Annotated in this window: 17 protein-coding genes; 8 read left to right on the forward strand and 9 right to left on the reverse strand. The window is 59.7% G+C overall.

Annotated features, from left to right (window positions below; translation table 11 throughout):
* Positions 1 to 35: 35 nt before the first annotated feature.
* Positions 36 to 1,556, reverse strand: coding sequence for a methyl-accepting chemotaxis protein (locus ACQG2Q_RS22280; protein WP_045335753.1), 1,521 nt, complete (start codon positions 1,554 to 1,556; stop codon positions 36 to 38).
* 422 nt (positions 1,557 to 1,978) lie between these two features.
* Between ACQG2Q_RS22280 and ygjG the strand changes: the two genes are divergently transcribed.
* Positions 1,979 to 3,358: a putrescine aminotransferase gene (gene ygjG, locus ACQG2Q_RS22285; protein ID WP_022649457.1), complete on the forward strand. Its 1,380-nt coding sequence runs from the start codon at positions 1,979 to 1,981 to the stop codon at positions 3,356 to 3,358.
* Between the two features lie 86 nt (positions 3,359 to 3,444).
* Here ygjG and ACQG2Q_RS22290 read toward each other — a convergent pair whose 3' ends face one another.
* Complete coding sequence (locus ACQG2Q_RS22290; protein ID WP_017382413.1) at positions 3,445 to 4,047, reverse strand: helix-turn-helix domain-containing protein; 603 nt, start codon at positions 4,045 to 4,047, stop codon at positions 3,445 to 3,447.
* A 42-nt stretch (positions 4,048 to 4,089) separates the two neighbouring features.
* On the opposite strand from ACQG2Q_RS22290, the gene ACQG2Q_RS22295 reads away from it, so the two are divergent.
* Positions 4,090 to 4,779 (forward strand): B3/B4 domain-containing protein, encoded by a 690-nt coding sequence (locus ACQG2Q_RS22295; RefSeq protein ID WP_063849801.1) that lies wholly within the window; start codon positions 4,090 to 4,092, stop codon positions 4,777 to 4,779.
* Between the two features lie 195 nt (positions 4,780 to 4,974).
* On the opposite strand, the gene lsrG is transcribed toward ACQG2Q_RS22295, so the two are convergent.
* The 6 genes from lsrG to lsrA are packed head-to-tail and all read right to left on the reverse strand — an operon-like array spanning position 4,975 to position 10,660.
* Positions 4,975 to 5,268 carry a (4S)-4-hydroxy-5-phosphonooxypentane-2,3-dione isomerase gene (gene lsrG, locus ACQG2Q_RS22300; protein ID WP_022649458.1) on the reverse strand — a complete coding sequence of 98 codons (294 nt, stop codon included), beginning with the start codon at positions 5,266 to 5,268 and terminating at the stop codon, positions 4,975 to 4,977.
* Positions 5,265 to 6,152 carry a 3-hydroxy-5-phosphonooxypentane-2,4-dione thiolase gene (gene lsrF, locus ACQG2Q_RS22305; RefSeq protein WP_022649459.1) on the reverse strand — a complete coding sequence of 296 codons (888 nt, stop codon included), beginning with the start codon at positions 6,150 to 6,152 and terminating at the stop codon, positions 5,265 to 5,267. The genes lsrG and lsrF overlap by 4 nt, the downstream gene beginning before the upstream one ends.
* An 11-nt stretch (positions 6,153 to 6,163) precedes the next feature.
* The gene (gene lsrB / locus ACQG2Q_RS22310; RefSeq protein ID WP_032626349.1) at positions 6,164 to 7,165 is read right to left on the reverse strand and encodes an autoinducer 2 ABC transporter substrate-binding protein LsrB; all 1,002 of its coding nucleotides are present in this window, start codon (positions 7,163 to 7,165) and stop codon (positions 6,164 to 6,166) included.
* A gap of 1 nt (position 7,166) precedes the next feature.
* Positions 7,167 to 8,144, reverse strand: a complete 978-nt coding sequence (gene lsrD, locus ACQG2Q_RS22315; protein ID WP_023298683.1) for an autoinducer 2 ABC transporter permease LsrD — start codon at positions 8,142 to 8,144, stop codon at positions 7,167 to 7,169.
* Positions 8,145 to 9,176, reverse strand: a complete 1,032-nt coding sequence (gene lsrC, locus ACQG2Q_RS22320; RefSeq protein ID WP_063849800.1) for an autoinducer 2 ABC transporter permease LsrC — start codon at positions 9,174 to 9,176, stop codon at positions 8,145 to 8,147. It lies immediately after the preceding gene.
* Entirely contained in the window at positions 9,173 to 10,660 is a 1,488-nt protein-coding gene (gene lsrA / locus ACQG2Q_RS22325) for an autoinducer 2 ABC transporter ATP-binding protein LsrA (protein ID WP_063150234.1), read from the reverse strand. Before lsrA ends, lsrC begins: the two co-directional genes overlap by 4 nt.
* Before the next feature lie 215 nt (positions 10,661 to 10,875).
* On the opposite strand from lsrA, the gene lsrR reads away from it, so the two are divergent.
* The 3 genes from lsrR (at position 10,876) to ACQG2Q_RS22340 (ending at position 15,686) form a co-directional block, all read left to right on the forward strand.
* The gene (lsrR, locus tag ACQG2Q_RS22330; RefSeq protein ID WP_022649464.1) at positions 10,876 to 11,847 is read left to right on the forward strand and encodes a transcriptional regulator LsrR; all 972 of its coding nucleotides are present in this window, start codon (positions 10,876 to 10,878) and stop codon (positions 11,845 to 11,847) included.
* A 33-nt stretch (positions 11,848 to 11,880) separates the two neighbouring features.
* Positions 11,881 to 13,467, forward strand: a complete 1,587-nt coding sequence (lsrK, locus tag ACQG2Q_RS22335) for an autoinducer-2 kinase (RefSeq protein WP_063849799.1) — start codon at positions 11,881 to 11,883, stop codon at positions 13,465 to 13,467.
* Between the two features lie 197 nt (positions 13,468 to 13,664).
* Entirely contained in the window at positions 13,665 to 15,686 is a 2,022-nt protein-coding gene (locus ACQG2Q_RS22340; RefSeq protein ID WP_063849798.1) for an NADPH-dependent 2,4-dienoyl-CoA reductase, read from the forward strand.
* 132 nt (positions 15,687 to 15,818) lie between these two features.
* Here ACQG2Q_RS22340 and rlmG read toward each other — a convergent pair whose 3' ends face one another.
* Positions 15,819 to 16,955: a 23S rRNA (guanine(1835)-N(2))-methyltransferase RlmG gene (rlmG, locus tag ACQG2Q_RS22345; protein ID WP_023298689.1), complete on the reverse strand. Its 1,137-nt coding sequence runs from the start codon at positions 16,953 to 16,955 to the stop codon at positions 15,819 to 15,821.
* 83 nt (positions 16,956 to 17,038) lie between these two features.
* Between rlmG and ACQG2Q_RS22350 the strand changes: the two genes are divergently transcribed.
* The 3 genes from ACQG2Q_RS22350 (at position 17,039) to ACQG2Q_RS22360 (ending at position 19,829) form a co-directional block, all read left to right on the forward strand.
* On the forward strand, positions 17,039 to 17,542 hold the full coding sequence (locus ACQG2Q_RS22350) for a M48 family metallopeptidase (RefSeq protein WP_023298690.1): 504 nt from the start codon (positions 17,039 to 17,041) through the stop codon (positions 17,540 to 17,542).
* Between the two features lie 70 nt (positions 17,543 to 17,612).
* A complete protein-coding gene (locus ACQG2Q_RS22355) occupies positions 17,613 to 18,611 on the forward strand; it encodes a Gfo/Idh/MocA family protein (RefSeq protein WP_022649469.1) in 999 nt (332 codons plus the stop codon).
* A 252-nt stretch (positions 18,612 to 18,863) separates the two neighbouring features.
* Positions 18,864 to 19,829, forward strand: a complete 966-nt coding sequence (locus tag ACQG2Q_RS22360) for a TerC family protein (protein WP_022649470.1) — start codon at positions 18,864 to 18,866, stop codon at positions 19,827 to 19,829.
* Positions 19,830 to 19,898 lie beyond the last annotated feature (69 nt).

The raw sequence follows: 19,898 nt of genomic DNA on the forward strand, positions 1-19,898 counted from the left end.
GGAGGAATAAACGGCTTTATCGAAGCATGCATTTCTTAATGCAGCACGGTAACCGCATCTTCAAGACGTCCGGCCCGGTGCTTAACCATCGCGGAAATCTGCGCGCTCTCTTCGACCAGGTCAGCATTTTTCTGCGTAATGCTGTCCAGTTCTGCCACGGCACGGGTCAGCTCTGTCAGGCCTGTCGCTTGCTCGGAGGTGGAGTGGCTGATCTGCGCGATAAGCTGCGTGACGTTTTTCACCTGCTCGACAATATCATCCATGGTACGTCCCGCGGCGTGGACCTGATCGGCGCCCGACTGCACTTTGCTGGCGCTGGCGTCGATCAGCTTGCGAATATCGTTAGCCGCGTTCGCGCTGCGGCTGGCAAGATGACGCACTTCGCCCGCCACCACCGCAAAGCCTTTCCCCTGTTCGCCCGCGCGTGCCGCCTCAACCGCGGCGTTCAGCGCCAGAATATTGGTCTGGAAGGCGATGTCATTGATAAGCGAGGTAATAGAGCCAATGCGTTGGGTACTGTCGGCAATGTCATCCATGGTTTTCACCACGGTCTGCATCACGGTGCCGCCCTGCGTGGCCGCGCTGCTGGCAGCCATCGACAGCTTGTCGACTTCGGCTGCGGTCTCAGAGTTACTCTGCACCGACGCCGCCATCTGGTTCATTGTTGCCACGGTCTGCTGCACGTTAGCCACGGTCTGGCGCGTGCGGTCGTTGAGATCTTCATTACCCTGCGCCAGCCTGTCGCTGCCGTCGCGCACGCTCACCACCTGGCTGGAGACGTCGTTGATAAGCCAGCGGCACATCAGCCCCAGTTGTCCGACGGCCCGCAGCGTCAGCCCCAGTTCATCGCTGCGGTTAAGATGCTGCACGCTGTTACGCTCGCCGGTAGCGACCCTGAGCGCCTGCCGTGCGACGTTTTCCACCGGGCGGACAATCTGTTGCTCAAATACCAGGGTGCCAAGCAGCATCACCACGGCTGCCGCCACCAGCGAAGCCCAGCCTGCGGCACTGGCAACCAGCGTTGCAGCCATCACCGCAAAAAGTACCGCCATTACGCTACGCACGCGCCAGCGCAGCGGCATCGCCGGTAATTTGCCGAGCCAGCCTTTGCGTACCACCAGCCCTTTATGAATGCGTTTTTTGCTACGTCCTTCATTGAGCGCCTTATAAAGCGGCTCCACCGCGGCGACCTCGTCCTCGGTGGCGCGGGTACGAATGGACATATAGCCCGTCATCTGACCGTTACGCACCATTGGTACCGCATTGGCGCGTACCCAATAGTGATCGCCATTTTTACGTCGGTTTTTGACAATCCCGCTCCAGGGCTCGCCCTTTTGCAGCGTGTACCACATGTCGGCAAAAGCCGCTTTCGGCATATCGGGGTGGCGCACAATGTTGTGCGGCTGCCCGAGCAGCTCCTGTAGCGTAAAGCCACTCACTTGCACAAAGGTGTCGTTAGTGTGGGTCATGTAGCTGTGGAGGTCGGTGGTCGACATAAGCGTGGTGTCATCGTCCAGCGGATATTCATTCTGGGTGACATAGTCAGGAGAGGACATAGTGAGCATCCCTTGCAGGTTATTTGAATGTTAATTTTGTGGCTTATGTTTTTTCGGCGATAAAAAATTTATCTTTAGTTGTTAAATATGATTGAGATCGCAAATCTCGGTTAAACCGCACTTTTCGTACGCTTTTCTAATTAATTGATTTAAAATACTTTCGACACGAAACTACCTACAAAGCATGATCCCCCGGCGCACACTTAAGGCGCATTTCCTGCCCTGGAGCAGTGCAATTGACGAAACCCCATCCCCGGCTCGTTATCCCTTATCCCGTGCGGCGCGCGATGGCATGATTAAATATTGTGCAACTTTGATTTCACCTGGCGTTTATCCCGATTTTTGTTAAGGCATCTGAGGTGGCGTAATCCCTGCAATACTTAACTCAGTATCATGTGATACGCGATCCCCGGGAGCATATTTTGAACAGGTTACCTTCCAGCGCCTCGGCTCTTGCCTGTACCGCGCACGCACTGAATCTCATTGAAAAGCGAACGCTTGATCATGAGGAGATGAAACAACTTAACCGTGAGGTCATTGATTACTTTAAAGAGCATGTGAATCCTGGTTTTCTGGAGTATCGCAAATCTGTTACCGCCGGCGGGGATTACGGAGCCGTAGAGTGGCAAGCGGGGAGTCTGAATACGCTTGTCGACACCCAGGGACAGGAGTTTATCGATTGCCTGGGTGGTTTTGGTATTTTCAACGTGGGGCACCGTAATCCAGTTGTGGTTTCCGCCGTACAGAATCAACTTGCGAAACAACCTCTCCATAGCCAGGAACTGCTCGATCCGCTTCGCGCCATGCTCGCGAAAACGCTGGCAGCCTTAACGCCCGGTAAGCTGAAATACAGCTTCTTCAGCAACAGCGGCACCGAATCGGTCGAAGCGGCGATTAAACTCGCCAAAGCGTACCAGTCGCCGCGCGGGAAATTCACCTTTATCGCCACCAGCGGCGCGTTCCACGGGAAATCCCTGGGCGCACTGTCTGCTACCGCCAAATCCACCTTCCGCAAACCGTTTATGCCGCTGCTGCCGGGCTTCCGCCACGTACCGTTCGGCGACATCAACGCCATGCGCACCATGCTGAGTGAATGCCGTAAAACCGGCGACGACGTGGCGGCGGTGATCCTGGAGCCGATTCAGGGCGAAGGCGGCGTGATCCTCCCGCCGCAGGGCTATCTGCCCGCCGTGCGTCAGCTGTGCGATGAGTTTGGCGCGCTGCTGATCTTCGACGAAGTGCAGACCGGGATGGGGCGTACCGGCAGGATGTTCGCCTGCGAGCATGAGAACGTTCAGCCAGACATTTTATGCCTGGCGAAAGCGCTCGGCGGCGGCGTGATGCCGATTGGCGCAACGGTCGCCACTGAGGAGGTCTTCTCGGTGCTATTCGACAACCCGTTCTTACATACCACCACCTTTGGCGGTAACCCGCTGGCCTGTGCGGCAGCGCTGGCCACCATCAACGTGCTGCTGGAGCAAAACCTGCCTGCGCAGGCGGAGCAGAAAGGCGACATGCTGCTGGACGGCTTCCGTCAGCTGGGCCGGGAATACCCGGATTTGGTACAGGATGCACGCGGGAAAGGGATGCTGATGGCGATTGAGTTCGTTGATAACGAAACCGGTTATAGCTTCGCAAGCGAGATGTTCCGCCAGCGGGTACTGGTGGCGGGAACGCTCAACAACTCGAAAACCATCCGCATTGAGCCACCGTTGACGCTCACCATTGAGCAGTGTGAGCAGGTGCTGAAGGCGGCGCGTAAGGCGCTGGCGGCGCTGCGGGTGAGCGTGGAAGAGGCATAAAAAACGCCGGGTGGCGCTACGCTTACCCGGCCTACAACATACTGCAGATGTCGGCCCGGTAAGCGTTAGCGCCACCGGGCTGCTTTTTATCGGTGAAACTCTGCCACCGTCATGGTGAAGCGAAGCACGGTATCGCCTTCATTGGCGTAGCCGTGCGCCGCTTCCGTTTTCGCTACCGCCGACGCGCCAGCATTAACCTGTGCCACCGTCTCGTCCACCGTCAGGGTTAATACGCCTTCGTTCACGTGCAGCAGCTCAAACGTTCCCGCCGGATGTCCCGGAGAGGTGAACGTTTCTCCCGGATGCATCTCCCACTGCCACAGCTCAATCATGTCCGGGCCTGCGGTGCCTGCCAGCAATCTGGCGTAACCGCCCTGTGCGCCCTGCCACAGAACCGGGATCGCCTCTTCCTGAATAATGTGTACCTGCGGCTCGCTGGAGACATTAACGATATCTGCCACCGAGACGCCAAGCGCGGCGGCCAGTTTACACAGAATGGCAATGCTGGGGTTGGCAGCCCCTTTTTCGATCTCCACCAGCATGCCTTTGCTGACGCTGGCGCGGCGAGAAAGCTCGTCCAGCGACAGTTTTTTCTCTTTCCGCCAGCTGCGGATACGGTTCGCCACGGCCAGGCTTACCTGGGCAACATCGGCGCCCGCATCGGTCATTATATTGACTTTATCAGTCATTGGTCACTACCATGGTATAAAACAGTCAATACAGGATTATTTATGTCTCTTGTAGCACCGTCAATAGATTCGCGACTTGTCGGGATCGCGCCCGGCTTTCGGGCGCTGAGCATTCAGGTTGAAGCCGCCCCGATTACCCAACCGGAGGTTGCTCCCGCCGCGCTGGCGCAGGTCTGCCAGCAGATGCTCAATGATGATGTGCCCTGGGCAGAAAATCATCTCGCCGCCTGGGATGAGGTGTTTAAAGCCTTTGGTGCAAAACCCAAACGTACGCCCTGCTCGGCCTCGGCTCTGCGTAAGCGCGTGATGAGAGATGGTTCGCTGTCGCCGCTCGACCCGGTGGTGGATATCTATAATGCCATCAGCATCCGCTACGCTATTCCGGTGGGGGGAGAAAATCTGGCGGCTTACGCGGGTGCGCCGCGCCTGACGCTGGCCGACGGCAGCGAGCCGTTTGATACCTTTAAAGAGGGTGAGCCGGTAGTCGAAAACCCGGAACCAGGCGAAGTTATCTGGCGTGACGATCTTGGCGTCACCTGCCGCCGCTGGAACTGGCGACAGGGGATACGCACGCGTCTGGACAGCCAGGCGCAGTCCATGTGGTTTATTCTCGAAAGCCTGCCGTCGATGCCGCTGGCGGCATTACAGGAAGCTGGCGATGAGCTGGTGAGCAATCTGCAAAAGCTGATGCCGGGCGCGACGGCGCGTGTTCAGTTGCTGGAGCTGGCGTGAACAACGCCGGGTGGCGCTTCGCTTACCCGGCCTACAAAATCACCCCCCCCGTACCCGTAGACCCGGTAAGTGCAGCGCCACCGGGCAAACACCGCACCATCCTCCCGTAGGCCCGGTAAGCGTAGCGCCACCGGGCAAACACCGCCCCCTCTCGCCCCCGTAGGCCCGGTAAGTGCAGCGCCACCGGGCAAAACGCTACTCCGGCAACAACCCCACAAAGCAGCGTTTTTTGCGCGGCTCTGACATCAACTCTTCGAGCTTGTCCACGCACGCCAGATAGTGTGGCGTTTGCTTATGCGCCAACACCGCCTCTTCGTCTTTATAGGCCTCATAGATAAAGAACCGGGTTTTCACCCTCGGGTCCTGCAAGACGTCAAAGCGCAGGTTTCCCGGCTCCTGGATCGCCCCCTCGTGGTTGGCGCGAAATACCTCCAGAAACTCATCCACCCGCTCGGGTTTGATGTTGATTTCCACCAGCGTCACGTTCATTTTGCTTCTCCCTGTTTCTCTTCCTGCCAGAACTGGAACGCCTCACGGGCGCTCATGTTCTCGTGAACCACTTTCTTCACCGCCTTCAGCATGGCGAGCGGCGCGCTGGACTGGAAGATGTTGCGCCCCATATCCACGCCGGACGCGCCCTGGTCAATCGCCCGCCAGCACATCTCAAGCGCCTCATGCTCCGGCAGCTTTTTGCCGCCCGCGATAACAATCGGCACCGGACAGCTGGCGGTCACTTTTTCAAAGCCCTCGTCCACGTAGTAGGTTTTGACGAACTGAGCCCCCATTTCGGCAGCGATGCGGCTGGCGAGCGAGAAATAGCGCGCGTCGCGCGCCATCTCTTTACCCACGCCCGTCACCGCCAGCGTCGGCATGCCGTAACGCGCCCCCGCATCCACCAGCTTGATGATGTTGTTGATTGACTGATGTTCAAACGGGCTTCCGATATAGACCTGCGCCGCCACCGCGCAGACGTTCAGGCGCAGCGCGTCTTCCATCGCAACCGCCACGCACTCGTTAGACAGCTCGCCCAGAATCGAGTTACCGCCGGAGGCGCGCAGCACCACCGGTTTGTTCGTCGCGGCAGGTACCTGGCTCCTGAGGATGCCGCGGGTACACATCAGCACGTCGGTTTCGCCAAACAGCGGCGCGATGGAGAGATCGATACGCTCAAGGCCGGTGGTCGGTCCCTGAAAGTAACCGTGGTCAAAGGCCAGCATCACCGTGCGGTTGCTCTGCGGATTGAAGATGCGCGAAAGCCGGGACTGCATGCCCCAGTCGAGCGAACCGCAGCCCTTCAGGGTGTACGGCACATTCTGCTGCGGCGTACCGATGCCAAAATCCTTGCCGTCTTTGATGTCGTCTAAATCAGCCATTTGCTCCCCCGTCAGAAATCGTATTTGCTGATGTTCTCTTTGGTGAACACCACCCGCTCCGGCAGCAGCACGATGCCGTTGCCCTTCGCCTCATACTGGTAGCCCTGCACGCTGTTCGGCTCGACCTTCAGCGTCCCGATATCTTTCACCTCCACGCTGTCGCCAGGGTTAAGATCGCCTTTTTTCAGTAAACGATCGGCGACATTGACTGCAATTTTGCCCTGCTGCACCACGTCCCACAGGCCGAAGGCTTTCACCGTGCCGCGCTCAACGTACGGACGCATCACGTTTGGCGTGCTGAAGCCGACAATCGCCACCCCTTCCCGCTTCAGGTTTTCCGCCGCCTGTGCCGCCGCCGGCAGGGCGTTGGCGTCCGGGGCGATGATCGCATCCAGATCCGGATAGGCTTTTAAGATCCCCTCGGCGGTTTGCAGGGATTTAGTGGCGTCGTTATAGCCAAACTGCGTGGTGACGACCTGCCACTGGGGATGGTCTTTCTCGATTTTGGCCTTCGCCTCTTTCACCCACTGGTTCTGGTCGGTGACGGTGGGGCTGGAGTAGAAGAACGCCACTTTAGCGTTCGGTTTGGTGACCTGTTTGCCTGCCATCTCCACCAGCAGGCCGCCCAGCTGTTCCGGCGTGCCCTGGTTGATGTAAATGCTGCGGCACTCCGGTTTGGTGTCGGAATCCCAGGTCAGGACCTTCACGCCGCGCTGCATCGCGCGCTTCAGCGCCGGGCAGAGACCGTCCGGCGACACGGCAGAGACGATGATGGCGTTATAGCCCTGGTTGACGAAGTTATTGATCAGCTGCACCTGGCCGGAGACGCTCGGCTCGGTCGGGCCGTCGTAAGTCACGTCCACGCCAAGTTCTTTCCCCGCCTCTTTCGCGCCGTTGCCGCCGCTGGTGAAGAATCCCACACCCACCAGTTTTGGGATAAAGGCAATGCGGTCCGCCGCCTGCGCCGAAGCGAAGCTGAGGGCCATTGCCAGGACGAGCAGTTTTGTTTTCATCTTACGCTCCGGATAGTTTTCTGAAGAGAGAACGCACCCATTCACGGTGCAGACTCAGCGAACGCCCCATCACCACCACAACCAGCAGCGCCCCTGACAGCGCGCTCGACACCTGGTTGGGGATGCCAACCATCTGTAAACCCTGTTGCAGGTACCCCACCAGCAGCGCCGCCAGCGCCGTACCGACAACCGAACCTGAGCCGCCGTAGATATTCGCTCCGCCGAGCACGGCGGCGGTGAGCGCAGGCATCAGTAAATCGCGCCCCAGATCCGAACGCGCGGAGCCGAAATAGGAGACCATCACCAGCGCGGCAATCGCCGAAGCCACGCCCACCAGGCCGTACAGCGCATACGGCATACCGTTCACCGACAGCGCCGCATAGCGCGCCGCGCGCGGATTCTGGCCAATTAAAAACAGATGTCGACCAAAGCGCCCGCGATGGGTAATCAGCCAGAAGAAAGCGGTAATCACCGCGAACAGCACCAGCGGGATCGGCAGGCCCAACACCGTGAGGTTAGCGAACGCCGTGAAGCTGTCCGGAAAGCCGCCGATCCCCTCGTAGCCCGTCGCGCCCGCCATGCCGGAGAGCAGCAGCGCCCCGCCGCCGTAGAGGTAGAGCGTGCCGAGGGTGATCACTAAAGGGCTGATACCGGTGTAGTGGATCAGCGCCGCATTCAACAGTCCGCACAGCAGGCCGAGCAGCAGCGTCAGCGGGATGGCGACCGCCATCGGCCACCCCGCCTGCATCATCACCCCCAGCGCGATAGCGCACAGGCCGATGGTTGAGCCGAGGGAGATGTCGATCCCGCCGCTGATAATCACCAGCGTGAGCGGTAGCGCCACGATACCAATGCAGATAAAGTCGCTGGTGCTGAACAGCAGCATATTGATGTCGAGCATGCGCGGGTTGATGGCGCCGAAGAGCAGGATCTCCAGCACCAGTAAAATCAGCAGCGCGCTTTCCCAGTTAAGCCTCATTTACGCCACCTCTTTGTTGCGTTTGGGAAACGGGGTGACGTGCTTTCCCCCTCTGTTACCCGGCTGGAAACGGCTGTATTTCAGCGCCCGCTGATGCCGTGAGAGCGCCTGACGCAGCCGCCCGTCGAGCACCAGCACGCCCAGCAGCACCAGCCCGGCGATAAAGTCATTCCACCAGGCCGGCAGCCTGAACAGCACCAGCACGGTGTCGATTTGGGTGAGGAAGAACGCGCCGAGGAAGGCGCCGATCAGCGTGCCGGTGCCGCCCAGCAGCGAGATGCCGCCGAGCACGCAGGCGGCGATGGCCTTCATCTCCAGCCCGCTGCCGGTCTGGTTGGGCACAAAGCCAATCTGCGCGGCAAAGACGATCCCGGCGCAGGCCGCGAGTATGCCGTTGAGGGTAAAGGCGATCATGCGGGTGCGGTTCACCGCCACGCCCAGCTGACGCGCGGCGGCGAGGTTATCCCCCACGGCGTAGAAATCACGGCCAAAGGCGGTGCGCGACAATGTCCACGCGCCTGTAACCACGATTATCAACACCACAATGCCGAGCGGAGAAATGCCGACGGCGGCAGGCTCAGAGAGGGATTTCAGCCCCGGCGGCAGCCCTTCAATCCACTTCCCGCCGGTCCAGAGCAGCATCGCTCCGCGGTACAGCCCCAGCGTGCCGAGGGTGGCGACAATCGCTGGAATGCGCAGCCCCACCACCAGAAAACCGTTGAACGCCCCCGCCAGCGCGCCAATCGACAGCGCGAAGAGAATGGAAACGGGCAGACTGTAGCCGCTGTTGAGCGCCACGCCGACGGCAATGGCGGACAGCCCGACGGTGGAGCCGACGGAGACGTCGATATTGCGGGTCAGCATCACCAGCGCCGCGCCGATGGCCAGCAAAATCAGGATCTGCGAGCTGGCGAAGATCATCCCCAGCGTCTGTAAGCTAAGGTAGGACGGGTTCAGCGCCACCAGCACGGCGAACAGGGCCAGAATGGCGAGAAACGCGCTCAGCTCGCGGTTTTTCAGTAAGATCTTCATGATTGCCCTCCAAACGCCAGCGCCATCATCCGGTCGAGACTGACGGCCTGGCGCGGCAGTTCGCCGCTGAGCACGCCCTGATGCATTACCAGCACCCGATCCGCGAGGCCGGGAAATTCATCGAGATCGCTTGAGATCATCAGCACTGCCACGTTCTGCGCCGCCACGCTTTTCAGCAGCTGGTAGATATCGGCGCGCGCCGATACGTCCACGCCGCGCGTCGGTTCATCGACGATCAGCAGCAGCGGATTGGCCTCAAGACAGCGCGCCAGCAGCACCTTCTGCTGATTACCACCGGAGAGCGTGCGCACGGTTTGATCCGCATGGTTGAGCTTGATCCCCAGCGCCCGGTGGTAACGCTCCACTACCGCAGACTCCCGCTTTCGCTGCTGCCAGAGCGACGGCTCGTTCAGCGTCACGGTGTTCCAGCGGACAGGCGCGTCGAGAAACAGGCCGGACACCTGCCTGTCTTCTGGCAGATAAACCAGCCCTTTTTCCAGACGGGAACTGACCGGATCGGCGGTGATCTCCTGGTTCTCCAGCCACACCCGCCCGCCGCGTACCGGACGCAGGCCGTAAAGCGTTTCGGCAAACTCGGTACGCCCGGACCCCACCAGCCCGGCCAGACCGACGATCTCCCCGGCGTAAATCTCAAGGCTGAGATCGATAAACCCTTCCCCGGTGAGATCCTCCACCCGCAGCACCGGGAAATCCTGCGCCTGGGTTCGGCGGTTGCCCGGCAGCGCCAGCCACAGCTTTTGCGTATCGCTTAGCGACTTTTCCCGGCTGACCGGCGTCATGGCGGCGATCAGGGCGTTATCGTCAAAGTGCGCGGTTTCGCCGCTCAGCACCACCGCGCCGTCGCGCATCACCGAGACGTGGCTCGAAAGCATGCGAATTTCCGGCAGCTTGTGCGAGATAAAAACAATGCCAACGCCGAGATCCTGCAGCGCGCGGATCTGGCGAAACAGGCGTTCTGTCTCGCCCGGCGTGAGCGATGCCGTGGGCTCGTCGAGGATCAGAATCCTGGCGTTGCGCATCAGCCCGCGCAGGATCTCCACCATCTGCTGATCCGCGACTTCCAGAGTGCTGGCAGCGGCATCGAGATTAAGCTGACATTGCAGCTGCTGGAGTTTCTCCGCCAGCCGCTTTTCCCGATCTCGTTCGCGCGGCAGACGAAACAGGATGTTTTCCCGCACCGTCAGGTTGGGGAAAAGCAGCGGCTCCTGTGGCACCAGATAAATGCCTAACCGGTGCGCCTGCGACGGGGTAAGCCGTGCAAAAGACTCGCCCGCAACCGAAAGCTCACCGCGATCCGGCGTTTCAACCCCGGCGATGATTTTCATCAACGTCGATTTTCCCGCGCCGTTACCGCCCATCAGCGCATGCACCTGCCCAGCAAGCAGCGTGAAATCAATGCCTTTTAACACAGGCACGCCAGAGAACTGTTTGCAGATGTCACGTGCCTCGAGAAGTGGTGTCATCATCGCTCCGCTATTGAACAAATGATTTTTAGATTTAATAATGTTCAAAAGCGTAGACGGTGAACTATATTTACAACCGTGCAGGGATCACAGTTTTATCGATTGAGATTCAGATAAACCGGGAAGGATCGAAAAGATCCGTTTTGTCGCGTGGCTCACATTTTCACGCCGCACCATCACGAACATATGATCTAAATTTTTATAAGAGTCCAACTATGAGCGATAAACGCACTGCGGAAGAAGGACGGTTTGCCGGGCTGGCACTGGCGGAAGAGGAGCTGGTGGCGCGCGTGGCCTGGTGCTACTACCACGACGGGCTGACCCAGAACGACATCGGCGAGCGGCTCGGGCTGCCGCGCCTGAAGATCTCCCGCCTGCTGGAGAAAGGCCGTCAGTCCGGGGTGATCCGCGTGCAGATAAATTCCCGCTACGAGGGCTGCCTGGCGCTGGAAACCGAGTTGCAACAACGATTTGGCCTGAAACTGGTGCGCGTGATGCCCGCCCTGAATACACCGCCGATGAACGTGCGGTTAGGCATTGGCGCGGCCCAGTCGCTGATGGGCGTGCTGGAGCCCGGCCAGCTGTTAGCGGTGGGCTTCGGTGAAACCACCATGAGCAGCCTGCAACACCTGAGCGGCTTTATTAGCTCACAGCAGATCCGCCTGGTGACGCTCTCCGGCGGCGTGGGGCCGTATATGACCGGTATCGGCCAGCTGGATGCGGCCTGTAGCGTCAGCATGATCCCTGCCCCGCTTCGCGTGTCATCCGCTGAAGTCGCCGGGATCTTAAAGCGCGAAACCAGCGTGCGGGACGTGATCCTCGCCGCCACCGCCGCTGACGTGGCGGTGGTCGGCATTGGCTCGGTGAACCAGCGCCGTGACGCGACGATACTGCGCTCCGGCTATATCAGCGAAGGTGAACAGTTGATGTACGCCCGCAAGGGCGCGGTCGGCGATATCCTTGGCTATTTCCTCAATGCCGAAGGGGAATGCGTCGAGGAGCTGGAGATCCACAAAGAACTACTGGGCGTCACGCTCGATGAACTGGCACAGCTGCCCACCATCGTAGGCGTGGCCGGGGGGGAAGAGAAAGCCGATGCGATTTATGCCGCACTGAAGGGCCGCCGTATTAATGGCCTGGTGACGGAAGAGACGACAGCCCGCGCGGTGCTGGCTCTGGCCATTTAAGAGCCCTCCCTGCGCTAACAATGAGGCATGCTCATGAGTTACCTTTTAGCGTTAGATGCAGGGACAGGCAGCGTTCGCGCCGTTATTTTCGATTTGCAGGGCAACCAGATTGCCGTTGGCCAGGCCGAGTGGAAACACCTGAGCGTCGAGAACGTGCCGGGCTCGATGGAGTTCGACCTCGACACCAACTGGCAGCTGGCCTGCCGGTGTATTCATCAGGCGCTGGAGCGCGCGCGCCTGAGCGCGGCGGATATTCAGTCCGTCGCCTGCTGTTCGATGCGCGAAGGGATTGTGCTGTACGACCGCAACGGCGAGGCTATCTGGGCCTGCGCCAACGTCGACGCCCGCGCCAGCCGCGAGGTAGCTGAACTCAAAGAGATCCACGACTACCGGTTTGAATCCGAAGTGTATGACGTTTCCGGCCAGACGCTTGCCCTCAGCGCCATGCCGCGCCTGCTGTGGCTGGCGCACCATCGTCCGGATATTTATCGTAAAGCCGCCACCATCACCATGATCAGCGACTGGCTGGCGGCGAAGCTCTCCGGCGAGCTGGCGGTGGACCCGTCCAATGCGGGCACGACGGGCATGCTGGATCTCTTCTCCCGCGACTGGCGTCCGGCGCTGCTCGACATGGCCGGGCTGCGCGCCGATATCCTCTCCCCGGTAAAAGAGACCGGCACCGTACTGGGGACCATCACCAAAGCAGCCGCACAACAGAGCGGTCTGCGCGAGGGCACCCCGGTGGTGATGGGCGGCGGCGACGTGCAGCTGGGCTGTCTGGGGCTGGGCGTGGTGCGCGCCGGACAAACGGCGGTGCTGGGCGGCACCTTCTGGCAACAGGTGGTGAACCTGCCGCAGGTGCGCACCGACCCTGAGATGAACATCCGCGTAAACCCGCACGTTATCCCCGGCATGGCGCAGGCGGAGTCGATCAGCTTCTTTACCGGGCTGACCATGCGCTGGTTCCGCGACGCCTTCTGCGCCGAAGAGAAGCTGATTGCCGAACGCATGGGAATGGACCCCTACTCCCTGCTCGAAGAGATGGCGAGCCGCGTCCCGCCGGGCTCCCACGGGGTGATGCCGATCTTCTCCGACGCGATGCATTTCAAACAGTGGTACCACGCCGCGCCGTCGTTTATTAACCTCTCCATTGACCCGGAAAAGTGCAACAAAGCGACGCTGTTCCGCGCGCTGGAGGAGAACGCGGCGATCGTCTCGGCCTGCAACCTGGCGCAGATTTCGCGCTTCTCCGGCGTGACGTTTGAGAGCCTGGTGTTTGCGGGCGGCGGCGCAAAGGGCGCCCTGTGGAGCCAGATTTTAAGCGACGTCTCCGGCCTGCCGGTGCGCGTGCCAGAAGTCAAAGAGGCAACGGCGCTCGGCTGCGCCATTGCCGCAGGAGCTGGCGCGGGGCTGTTCGCGGATATGGCCTCGACGGGCGAGCGGCTGGTGAAGTGGAGCCGCGAGTTCACGCCAAACCCGGCGCACCGCGAGCTGTACGACGGCATGATGCAGAAATGGCAGGCGGTATACGCGGACCAGCTCGGGCTGGTGGACAGCGGGCTTACAACCTCGATGTGGCAGGCGCCGGGCCTGATGCGCGACACACGCCCCTCACCCTAACCCTCTCCCCAGAGGGGAGAGGGGACTGTTCCGTGCGGCCTTTCACCCTCTCCCCAGAGGGGAGAGGGCCGGGGTGAGGGGTGAAGTTCTTTGAGATCTATCACAATCATTCGATCCCGCTTTTACCTTTCTGCCGCCGCTGGCTAAATTAGTAACTCATCCGACCACATAACAATAATTTTACACTGGAAGAGACTATGAGCCGCTACCCGTCGTTATTCGCCCCTCTCGATCTGGGGTTCACTACCCTCAAAAACCGCGTGTTAATGGGCTCAATGCACACCGGGCTGGAGGAGCGTCCGGACGGGGCTGAACGTCTGGCAGCCTTCTATGCCGAGCGCGCGCGCCACGGGGTGGCGCTGATTGTCACCGGCGGCGTAGCCCCTGCCCCTTCCGGGGTGACGATGGAGGGCGGCGCGGTGTTGAATGATGCGTCACAACTGCCGCACCACCGCATTGTGACCGATGCGGTTCACAACGAGGGCGGCAAAATCGCCCTGCAAATTCTGCATACCGGGCGCTACAGCTATCAGCCGAACCTGGTTGCCCCCTCGGCTATTCAGGCACCGATTAACCGCTTTACTCCCCATGCCCTCAGCCATGACGAGATCCTGGCGCTGATAGATGACTTTGCTCGCTGCGCCGCGCTGGCGCGGGAAGCGGGTTACGACGGCGTGGAGGTGATGGGCTCAGAAGGCTACCTGATCAACGAATTCCTTGCCGCACGCACCAACCAGCGCGACGACGAATGGGGTGGTGACTATGCCCGCCGCATGCGTTTTGCCGTGGAGGTGGTGCGTGCGGTGCGTGAACGTGCGGGTGCGGATTTTATTATCATCTTCCGCCTGTCGATGCTCGACCTGGTGGAAGGCGGCGGCACCTTCGACGAAACCGTGCAACTGGCGCAGGCGATTGAAGCCGCCGGTGCCACCATTATCAACACCGGGATTGGCTGGCACGAAGCGCGCATCCCCACCATCGCCACGCCGGTGCCGCGTGCGGCGTTCAGCTGGGTTACGCGCAAGCTGAAAGGCAAAGTCTCCGTTCCGCTGGTGACCACTAACCGCATTAACGATCCGCAGGTGGCGGACGATGTGATCTCCCGCGGCGACGCCGATATGGTGTCGATGGCGCGTCCGTTCCTCGCGGATGCCGAACTGCTCTCCAAAGCGCAAAGCGGCCGTGCGGATGAGATCAACACCTGTATCGGCTGTAACCAGGCGTGTCTGGATCAGATCTTCGTCGGCAAGGTCACCTCCTGCCTGGTGAATCCCCGCGCCTGCCATGAAACCAAAATGCCGATCGTTCCTGCGACCAACAAGAAGCGTCTGGCCGTGGTGGGCGCAGGACCCGCTGGCCTGGCGTTTGCGGTCAATGCCGCCTCGCGTGGGCACAGCGTGACGCTGTTTGATGCGCTGGCGGAAATCGGCGGGCAGTTTACTATCGCCAGACAGATCCCCGGCAAAGAGGAGTTCTATGAAACGCTGCGCTATTACCGCCGGATGATCGAGGTGACGGGCGTCGATCTGCGGCTCAATCAGGTTGTCAGCGCGGCGGATCTGATCGGTTTCGACGAGGTGATCCTCGCGAGTGGGATCGCCCCGCGCACCCCTGCGATCGAGGGCATCGATCATCCGAAGGTATTGAGCTATCTGGACGTGCTGCGCGACAAAGCGCCGGTTGGCGAGAAGGTGGCGATCATCGGCTGCGGCGGGATCGGTTTTGATACCGCGATGTATTTAAGCCAGCCGGGCGAAGCCACCAGCCAGAACATCGCTGAGTTCTGCGTGGAATGGGGCATTGATACCAGTCTCAGTCAGTCCGGCGGTTTACGCCCGGAAGGTCCGCAGCTGCCGAAAAGCCCGCGTCAGATCGTGATGCTCCAGCGTAAAGCCAGCAAGCCGGGTGAAGGGCTGGGGAAAACCACAGGCTGGATCCACCGCGCCACCCTGCTCTCGCGCGGGGTAAAGATGATCCCGGGGGTGAGCTACCAGAAGATCGACGGCGACGGGCTACACGTTCTGATCGGCGGTGAGCCGCAGCTGCTGGACGTGGATCATGTGATTTTGTGCGCCGGGCAGGAGCCGAAGCGCGATCTGGCCGATCCGCTGCGTGAGGCAGGGAAAACGGTACATTTGATTGGCGGGTGCGACGTGGCGATGGAGCTGGATGCGCGGCGGGCGATTGTGCAGGGGACAAAACTGGCGCTGAGTATTTAACGGCATCGCCCGGTGGCGCTTCGCTTACCGGGCCTACGGGTCCGAGGCCATTGTAGGCCCGGTAAGCGAAGCGCCACCGGGCATTTGAAACCGTAGGCCTGTGCAAGCGAAGCGCCGCCAGGCAAAGCGATCTTACCGACGACGCCCCAGCTTCACCGATTTCAGCACCACGAATTTGTTATTGGTGGCAATGGTGACGCAGTTACCGAAAATCTTCTTCAGCTTGTGGAAGTAGTCCAGATGGCGGTTCGCCACGATGTACAGTTCGCCGTTGATTTTCAGGCAGCGGCGCGCGTGGTGGAACATCTCCCACGCGACGTTATCCGTCAGGGCGTGCTTCTGGTGGAACGGAGGATTGCAAAACACCGCGTTGAAGCGGAAAGGCTCTACGCCGGACAGCGCGTTATTGATCATAAACTCGCAGCGATCCAGCGCCTCCGGCAGATTGGTTTCCACGTTCAGACGGCTTGAAGCCACCGCCATTGGCGATTCATCGCTGAACACCACGCTGGCCTCCGGGTTCTTCGCCAGCAGCGTCAGGCCAATCACGCCGTTACCGCAGCCGAGATCGACAATCTCCCCTTCCAGGTTTTCCGGCAGATGTTCCATAAAGAAGCGTGCGCCGATATCCAGACCGGTACGGGAGAAGACGTTCGCGTGGTTGTGGATGGTCCAGTCGGTCCCTTCCAGCTTCCAGCTCAGGGTCTCTGGCGCGTCGGCCAGTTCCGGCGCGCTGAAGGTACAGTTGATCAGGCGCGCTTTTTTCCAGGCCAGCGTCGTAGTGGTCGGGCCGAGCACTTTCTCGAACAGTTCCAGCGTCGAGGTGTGAATATCACGCGCCTTGGCGCCCGCGATGATGCGCGTTTCTGGCGTCACGACTTTACGCAGCGCGCGAAGTTGCTGCTCCAGCAGCGCCATGGTTTTGGGCACTTTAATCAGCACCACGCCTGGCGCCTGCGGGTAGTCCGCGGTGCTGTCGAGGAACTTCACGCTGGATTCGTCGATATCGTTGTGACGCAGGTTTTCACGCGTCGCCAGCTCGCTTAAGTAAGAATCGCCGATACTGTAAGGCGCATGTTCCGCCAGTGCACAGCCCAGCGCGCCAAACGCGTCATTCAGGATCAGAACCGGGCCGCGGATTTCAGTCTCATCCAACTGCTGCAGCAGATATTCATCCGCCGCTTCCCACGCCTGAAGCGGGTTCACGTCGTCCGTTTCCGGGAAACGTTTAAGGTTGAGTGAACGGAAACCGTTGTCTAAGTGGCTCATCGGCCCTCCTGAATGGTAAAATTTGGCGTATCCCTGAAAAGGGTGCGTGAGTATACCCGTTTTCACACTATTTTGGGGTTTTGATGAACCAGCTGACTTATCTCCAGGGCTACCCGGAGCAATTACTATCCCAGGTTCGCGACCTGATCGCCGCGGGAAAGCTCGGCGCGGTGCTGGAAAAACGCTACCCGGGCACGCATGATTTCGCGACTGACAAAGCCCTCTGGCAGTATACGCAGGATCTGAAAAGCCAGTATCTGAAGAGCGCCCCGCCGATCAACAAGGTGATGTACGACAACAAGATCCACGTGCTGAAAAACGCGCTCGGCCTGCATACCGCCATCTCCCGCGTGCAGGGCGGCAAGCTGAAGGCTAAGGCGGAGATCCGCGTCGCGACCGTCTTTCGCAATGCGCCGGAAGCCTTTCTGCGGATGATCGTGGTGCACGAGTTGGCGCACCTGAAAGAGAAAGATCACGACAAAGCGTTCTATTCCCTGTGCTGCCATATGGAGCCGCAGTACCACCAGCTGGAGTTTGATACCCGTTTGTGGCTGACGCATTTATCGTTAAAGAGTAATGCGCAGTAGCGCACGCGAAATGTCATGAGGACGTGCTACAGTGGCTTTAGGTTCCCTGCTACGGAGTACGTAAACGTTTATGATACGTTTCGCAGTCATCGGTACGAACTGGATCACGCGCCAGTTCGTCGACGCCGCCCACGAAACCGGCAAATATAAGCTCACCGCAGTCTATTCCCGCAGCCTTGAGCAGGCGCAAAGTTTTGCGAATGACTACCTGGTTGAACATCTGTTCACCTCACTCGATGAGATGGCGCAAAGCGACGCCATTGACGCGGTCTATATCGCCAGCCCGAATGCTCTGCACTTCCCGCAAACGAAGCTGTTCCTCAGCCATAAAAAGCATGTGATCTGCGAGAAGCCGCTGGCGTCGAATATCCACGAAGTGGAAGCCGCCATTGCGCTTGCCCGCGAAAACCAGGTGGTGCTGTTTGAAGCGTTCAAAACCGCCAGCCTGCCCAACTTCCTGCTGTTGCAGCAGTCCCTGCCGAAAATTGGCAAAGTGCGTAAAGCCTTTATCAACTACTGCCAGTATTCCTCGCGCTACCAGCGCTATCTGGACGGCGAAAACCCGAACACCTTTAACCCGGCCTTCTCGAATGGCTCGATTATGGATATCGGTTTTTACTGCCTGGCCTCTGCGGTCGCCCTGTGGGGGGAACCACACGGCGTGACGGCCACCGCCAGCCTGCTGGAGAGCGGCGTGGATGCACACGGCGTTGTGGTGCTGGACTACGGTGATTTCAGCGTGACGTTGCAGCACTCGAAGGTCAGCGACTCCGTGCTGCCAAGCGAAATTCAGGGCGAAGACGGCTCGCTGGTGATCGAAAAAATCTCCGAATGCCAGAAGCTCAGCATCGTTCCGCGCGGCGGAAAAGCGCAGGAGCTGACGCAGCCTCAGCATATTAACACTATGCTTTATGAGGCAGAGGTCTTCGCCCGTCTGGTAGAAGACAACGAAGTTAACCACCCGGGACTGGCGATCAGCCGCACCACGGCGAAGCTGCAAACGGAGATCCGCCGACAGACCGGCGTAATCTTCCCCGCAGACGGCGTGAATGTGGAAGCCGTCGCGTAAAGCTGTGTAATGAAATCGTGCAGACCATTGACGAAATCGATGGTCTGACATAATTTGTTACCTGCAAAGGGGAGTAACTTCTTCGCCGGTGGATCGTCATTACGATGCGTGCAAAACCGCATCCGGTCGCCGGGCAACCTTCGTGGTTGTAAGTGAGACCTTGCCGGAAGGCGAGGTCTATGCATAAAAAGCTAACGGCTATCGTCTTCTGACCATAGCCGTTTTTGTTTTTTTATGTGTAAGGAAAATAGTATGCATTCTGTCGGCACTCCAATGCTGTGGGGCGGATTCGCGGTTGTCGTGCTCATCATGCTGGCGATCGACCTCTTTTTGCAGGGTCGTCGCGGCGAACACGGCATGAGCGTTAAGCAAGCCGCCGTCTGGTCGCTGGTATGGGTTACCCTCTCACTTCTTTTCTGCGCCGCCTTCTGGTGGTATCTGGCCTCAACCGAAGGTCGCGCGGTGGCCGATCCTCAGGCACTCGCCTTCCTCACCGGCTATCTGATTGAAAAAGCGCTGGCGGTTGATAACGTCTTCGTCTGGCTGATGCTGTTCAGTTACTTCGCCGTGCCTGCGGCCCTGCAACGCCGCGTGCTGGTATACGGCGTGCTAGGCGCCATCATCCTGCGTACCATCATGATCTTCGCCGGTAGCTGGCTGATTACCCAGTTCGAATGGCTGCTGTACGTGTTTGGTGCGTTCCTGCTGTTCACCGGGGTCAAAATGGCGCTGGCGAAAGAAGACGATACCGGTATCGGTGATAAGCCGCTGGTGAAGTGGATCCGGGGTCATCTGCGCATGACGGACAAGATCGAGAGCGAGCATTTCTTCGTGCGTAAGAACGGCCTGCTGTTCGCCACCCCGCTGCTGCTGGTGCTGATTCTGGTCGAGCTGAGCGACGTGATTTTCGCGGTGGACAGTATCCCGGCTATCTTCGCGGTCACTACCGACCCGTTCATCGTCCTGACCTCGAACCTGTTCGCCATCCTCGGCCTGCGTGCGATGTACTTCCTGCTGGCGGGCGCGGCAGAGCGCTTCTCAATGCTGAAGTACGGTCTGTCGGTGATTCTGGTCTTTATCGGTATCAAGATGCTGATTGTTGATTTCTACCATATCCCGATCGCCATTTCGCTCGGCGTGGTGTTTGGCATTCTGCTGGTGACGCTGATTATCAATACCTGGGTTAACCGCCAGCACGATAAGAAGCAGCAGGCTTAGTGCAACGTTCGGTGCGGGCTGATGCCCTCACCCCACCCCTCTCCCACGGGGAGAGGGGGAAATGCAATG

Source organism: Enterobacter cloacae complex sp. 370H10 (assembly GCF_050031535.1).
Lineage (GTDB): Bacteria > Pseudomonadota > Gammaproteobacteria > Enterobacterales > Enterobacteriaceae > Enterobacter > Enterobacter intestinihominis.

Bases quoted from the DNA above. Each gene is read 5' to 3' on its own strand.
- ACQG2Q_RS22280 (WP_045335753.1), bottom strand. From the start codon at position 1,556: ATGTCCTCTCCTGACTATGTCACCCAGAATGAATATCCGCTGGACGAT.
- ACQG2Q_RS22290 (WP_017382413.1), bottom strand. From the start codon at position 4,047: ATGACTGATAAAGTCAATATAATGACCGATGCGGGCGCCGATGTTGCC.
- ACQG2Q_RS22295 (WP_063849801.1), top strand. From the start codon at position 4,090: ATGTCTCTTGTAGCACCGTCAATAGATTCGCGACTTGTCGGGATCGCG.
- lsrG (WP_022649458.1), bottom strand. From the start codon at position 5,268: ATGAACGTGACGCTGGTGGAAATCAACATCAAACCCGAGCGGGTGGAT.
- lsrF (WP_022649459.1), bottom strand. From the start codon at position 6,152: ATGGCTGATTTAGACGACATCAAAGACGGCAAGGATTTTGGCATCGGT.
- lsrB (WP_032626349.1), bottom strand. From the start codon at position 7,165: ATGAAAACAAAACTGCTCGTCCTGGCAATGGCCCTCAGCTTCGCTTCG.
- lsrD (WP_023298683.1), bottom strand. From the start codon at position 8,144: ATGAGGCTTAACTGGGAAAGCGCGCTGCTGATTTTACTGGTGCTGGAG.
- lsrC (WP_063849800.1), bottom strand. From the start codon at position 9,176: ATGAAGATCTTACTGAAAAACCGCGAGCTGAGCGCGTTTCTCGCCATT.
- lsrA (WP_063150234.1), bottom strand. From the start codon at position 10,660: ATGACACCACTTCTCGAGGCACGTGACATCTGCAAACAGTTCTCTGGC.
- lsrR (WP_022649464.1), top strand. From the start codon at position 10,876: ATGAGCGATAAACGCACTGCGGAAGAAGGACGGTTTGCCGGGCTGGCA.
- lsrK (WP_063849799.1), top strand. From the start codon at position 11,881: ATGAGTTACCTTTTAGCGTTAGATGCAGGGACAGGCAGCGTTCGCGCC.
- ACQG2Q_RS22340 (WP_063849798.1), top strand. From the start codon at position 13,665: ATGAGCCGCTACCCGTCGTTATTCGCCCCTCTCGATCTGGGGTTCACT.
- rlmG (WP_023298689.1), bottom strand. From the start codon at position 16,955: ATGAGCCACTTAGACAACGGTTTCCGTTCACTCAACCTTAAACGTTTC.
- ACQG2Q_RS22350 (WP_023298690.1), top strand. From the start codon at position 17,039: ATGAACCAGCTGACTTATCTCCAGGGCTACCCGGAGCAATTACTATCC.
- ACQG2Q_RS22355 (WP_022649469.1), top strand. From the start codon at position 17,613: ATGATACGTTTCGCAGTCATCGGTACGAACTGGATCACGCGCCAGTTC.
- ACQG2Q_RS22360 (WP_022649470.1), top strand. From the start codon at position 18,864: ATGCATTCTGTCGGCACTCCAATGCTGTGGGGCGGATTCGCGGTTGTC.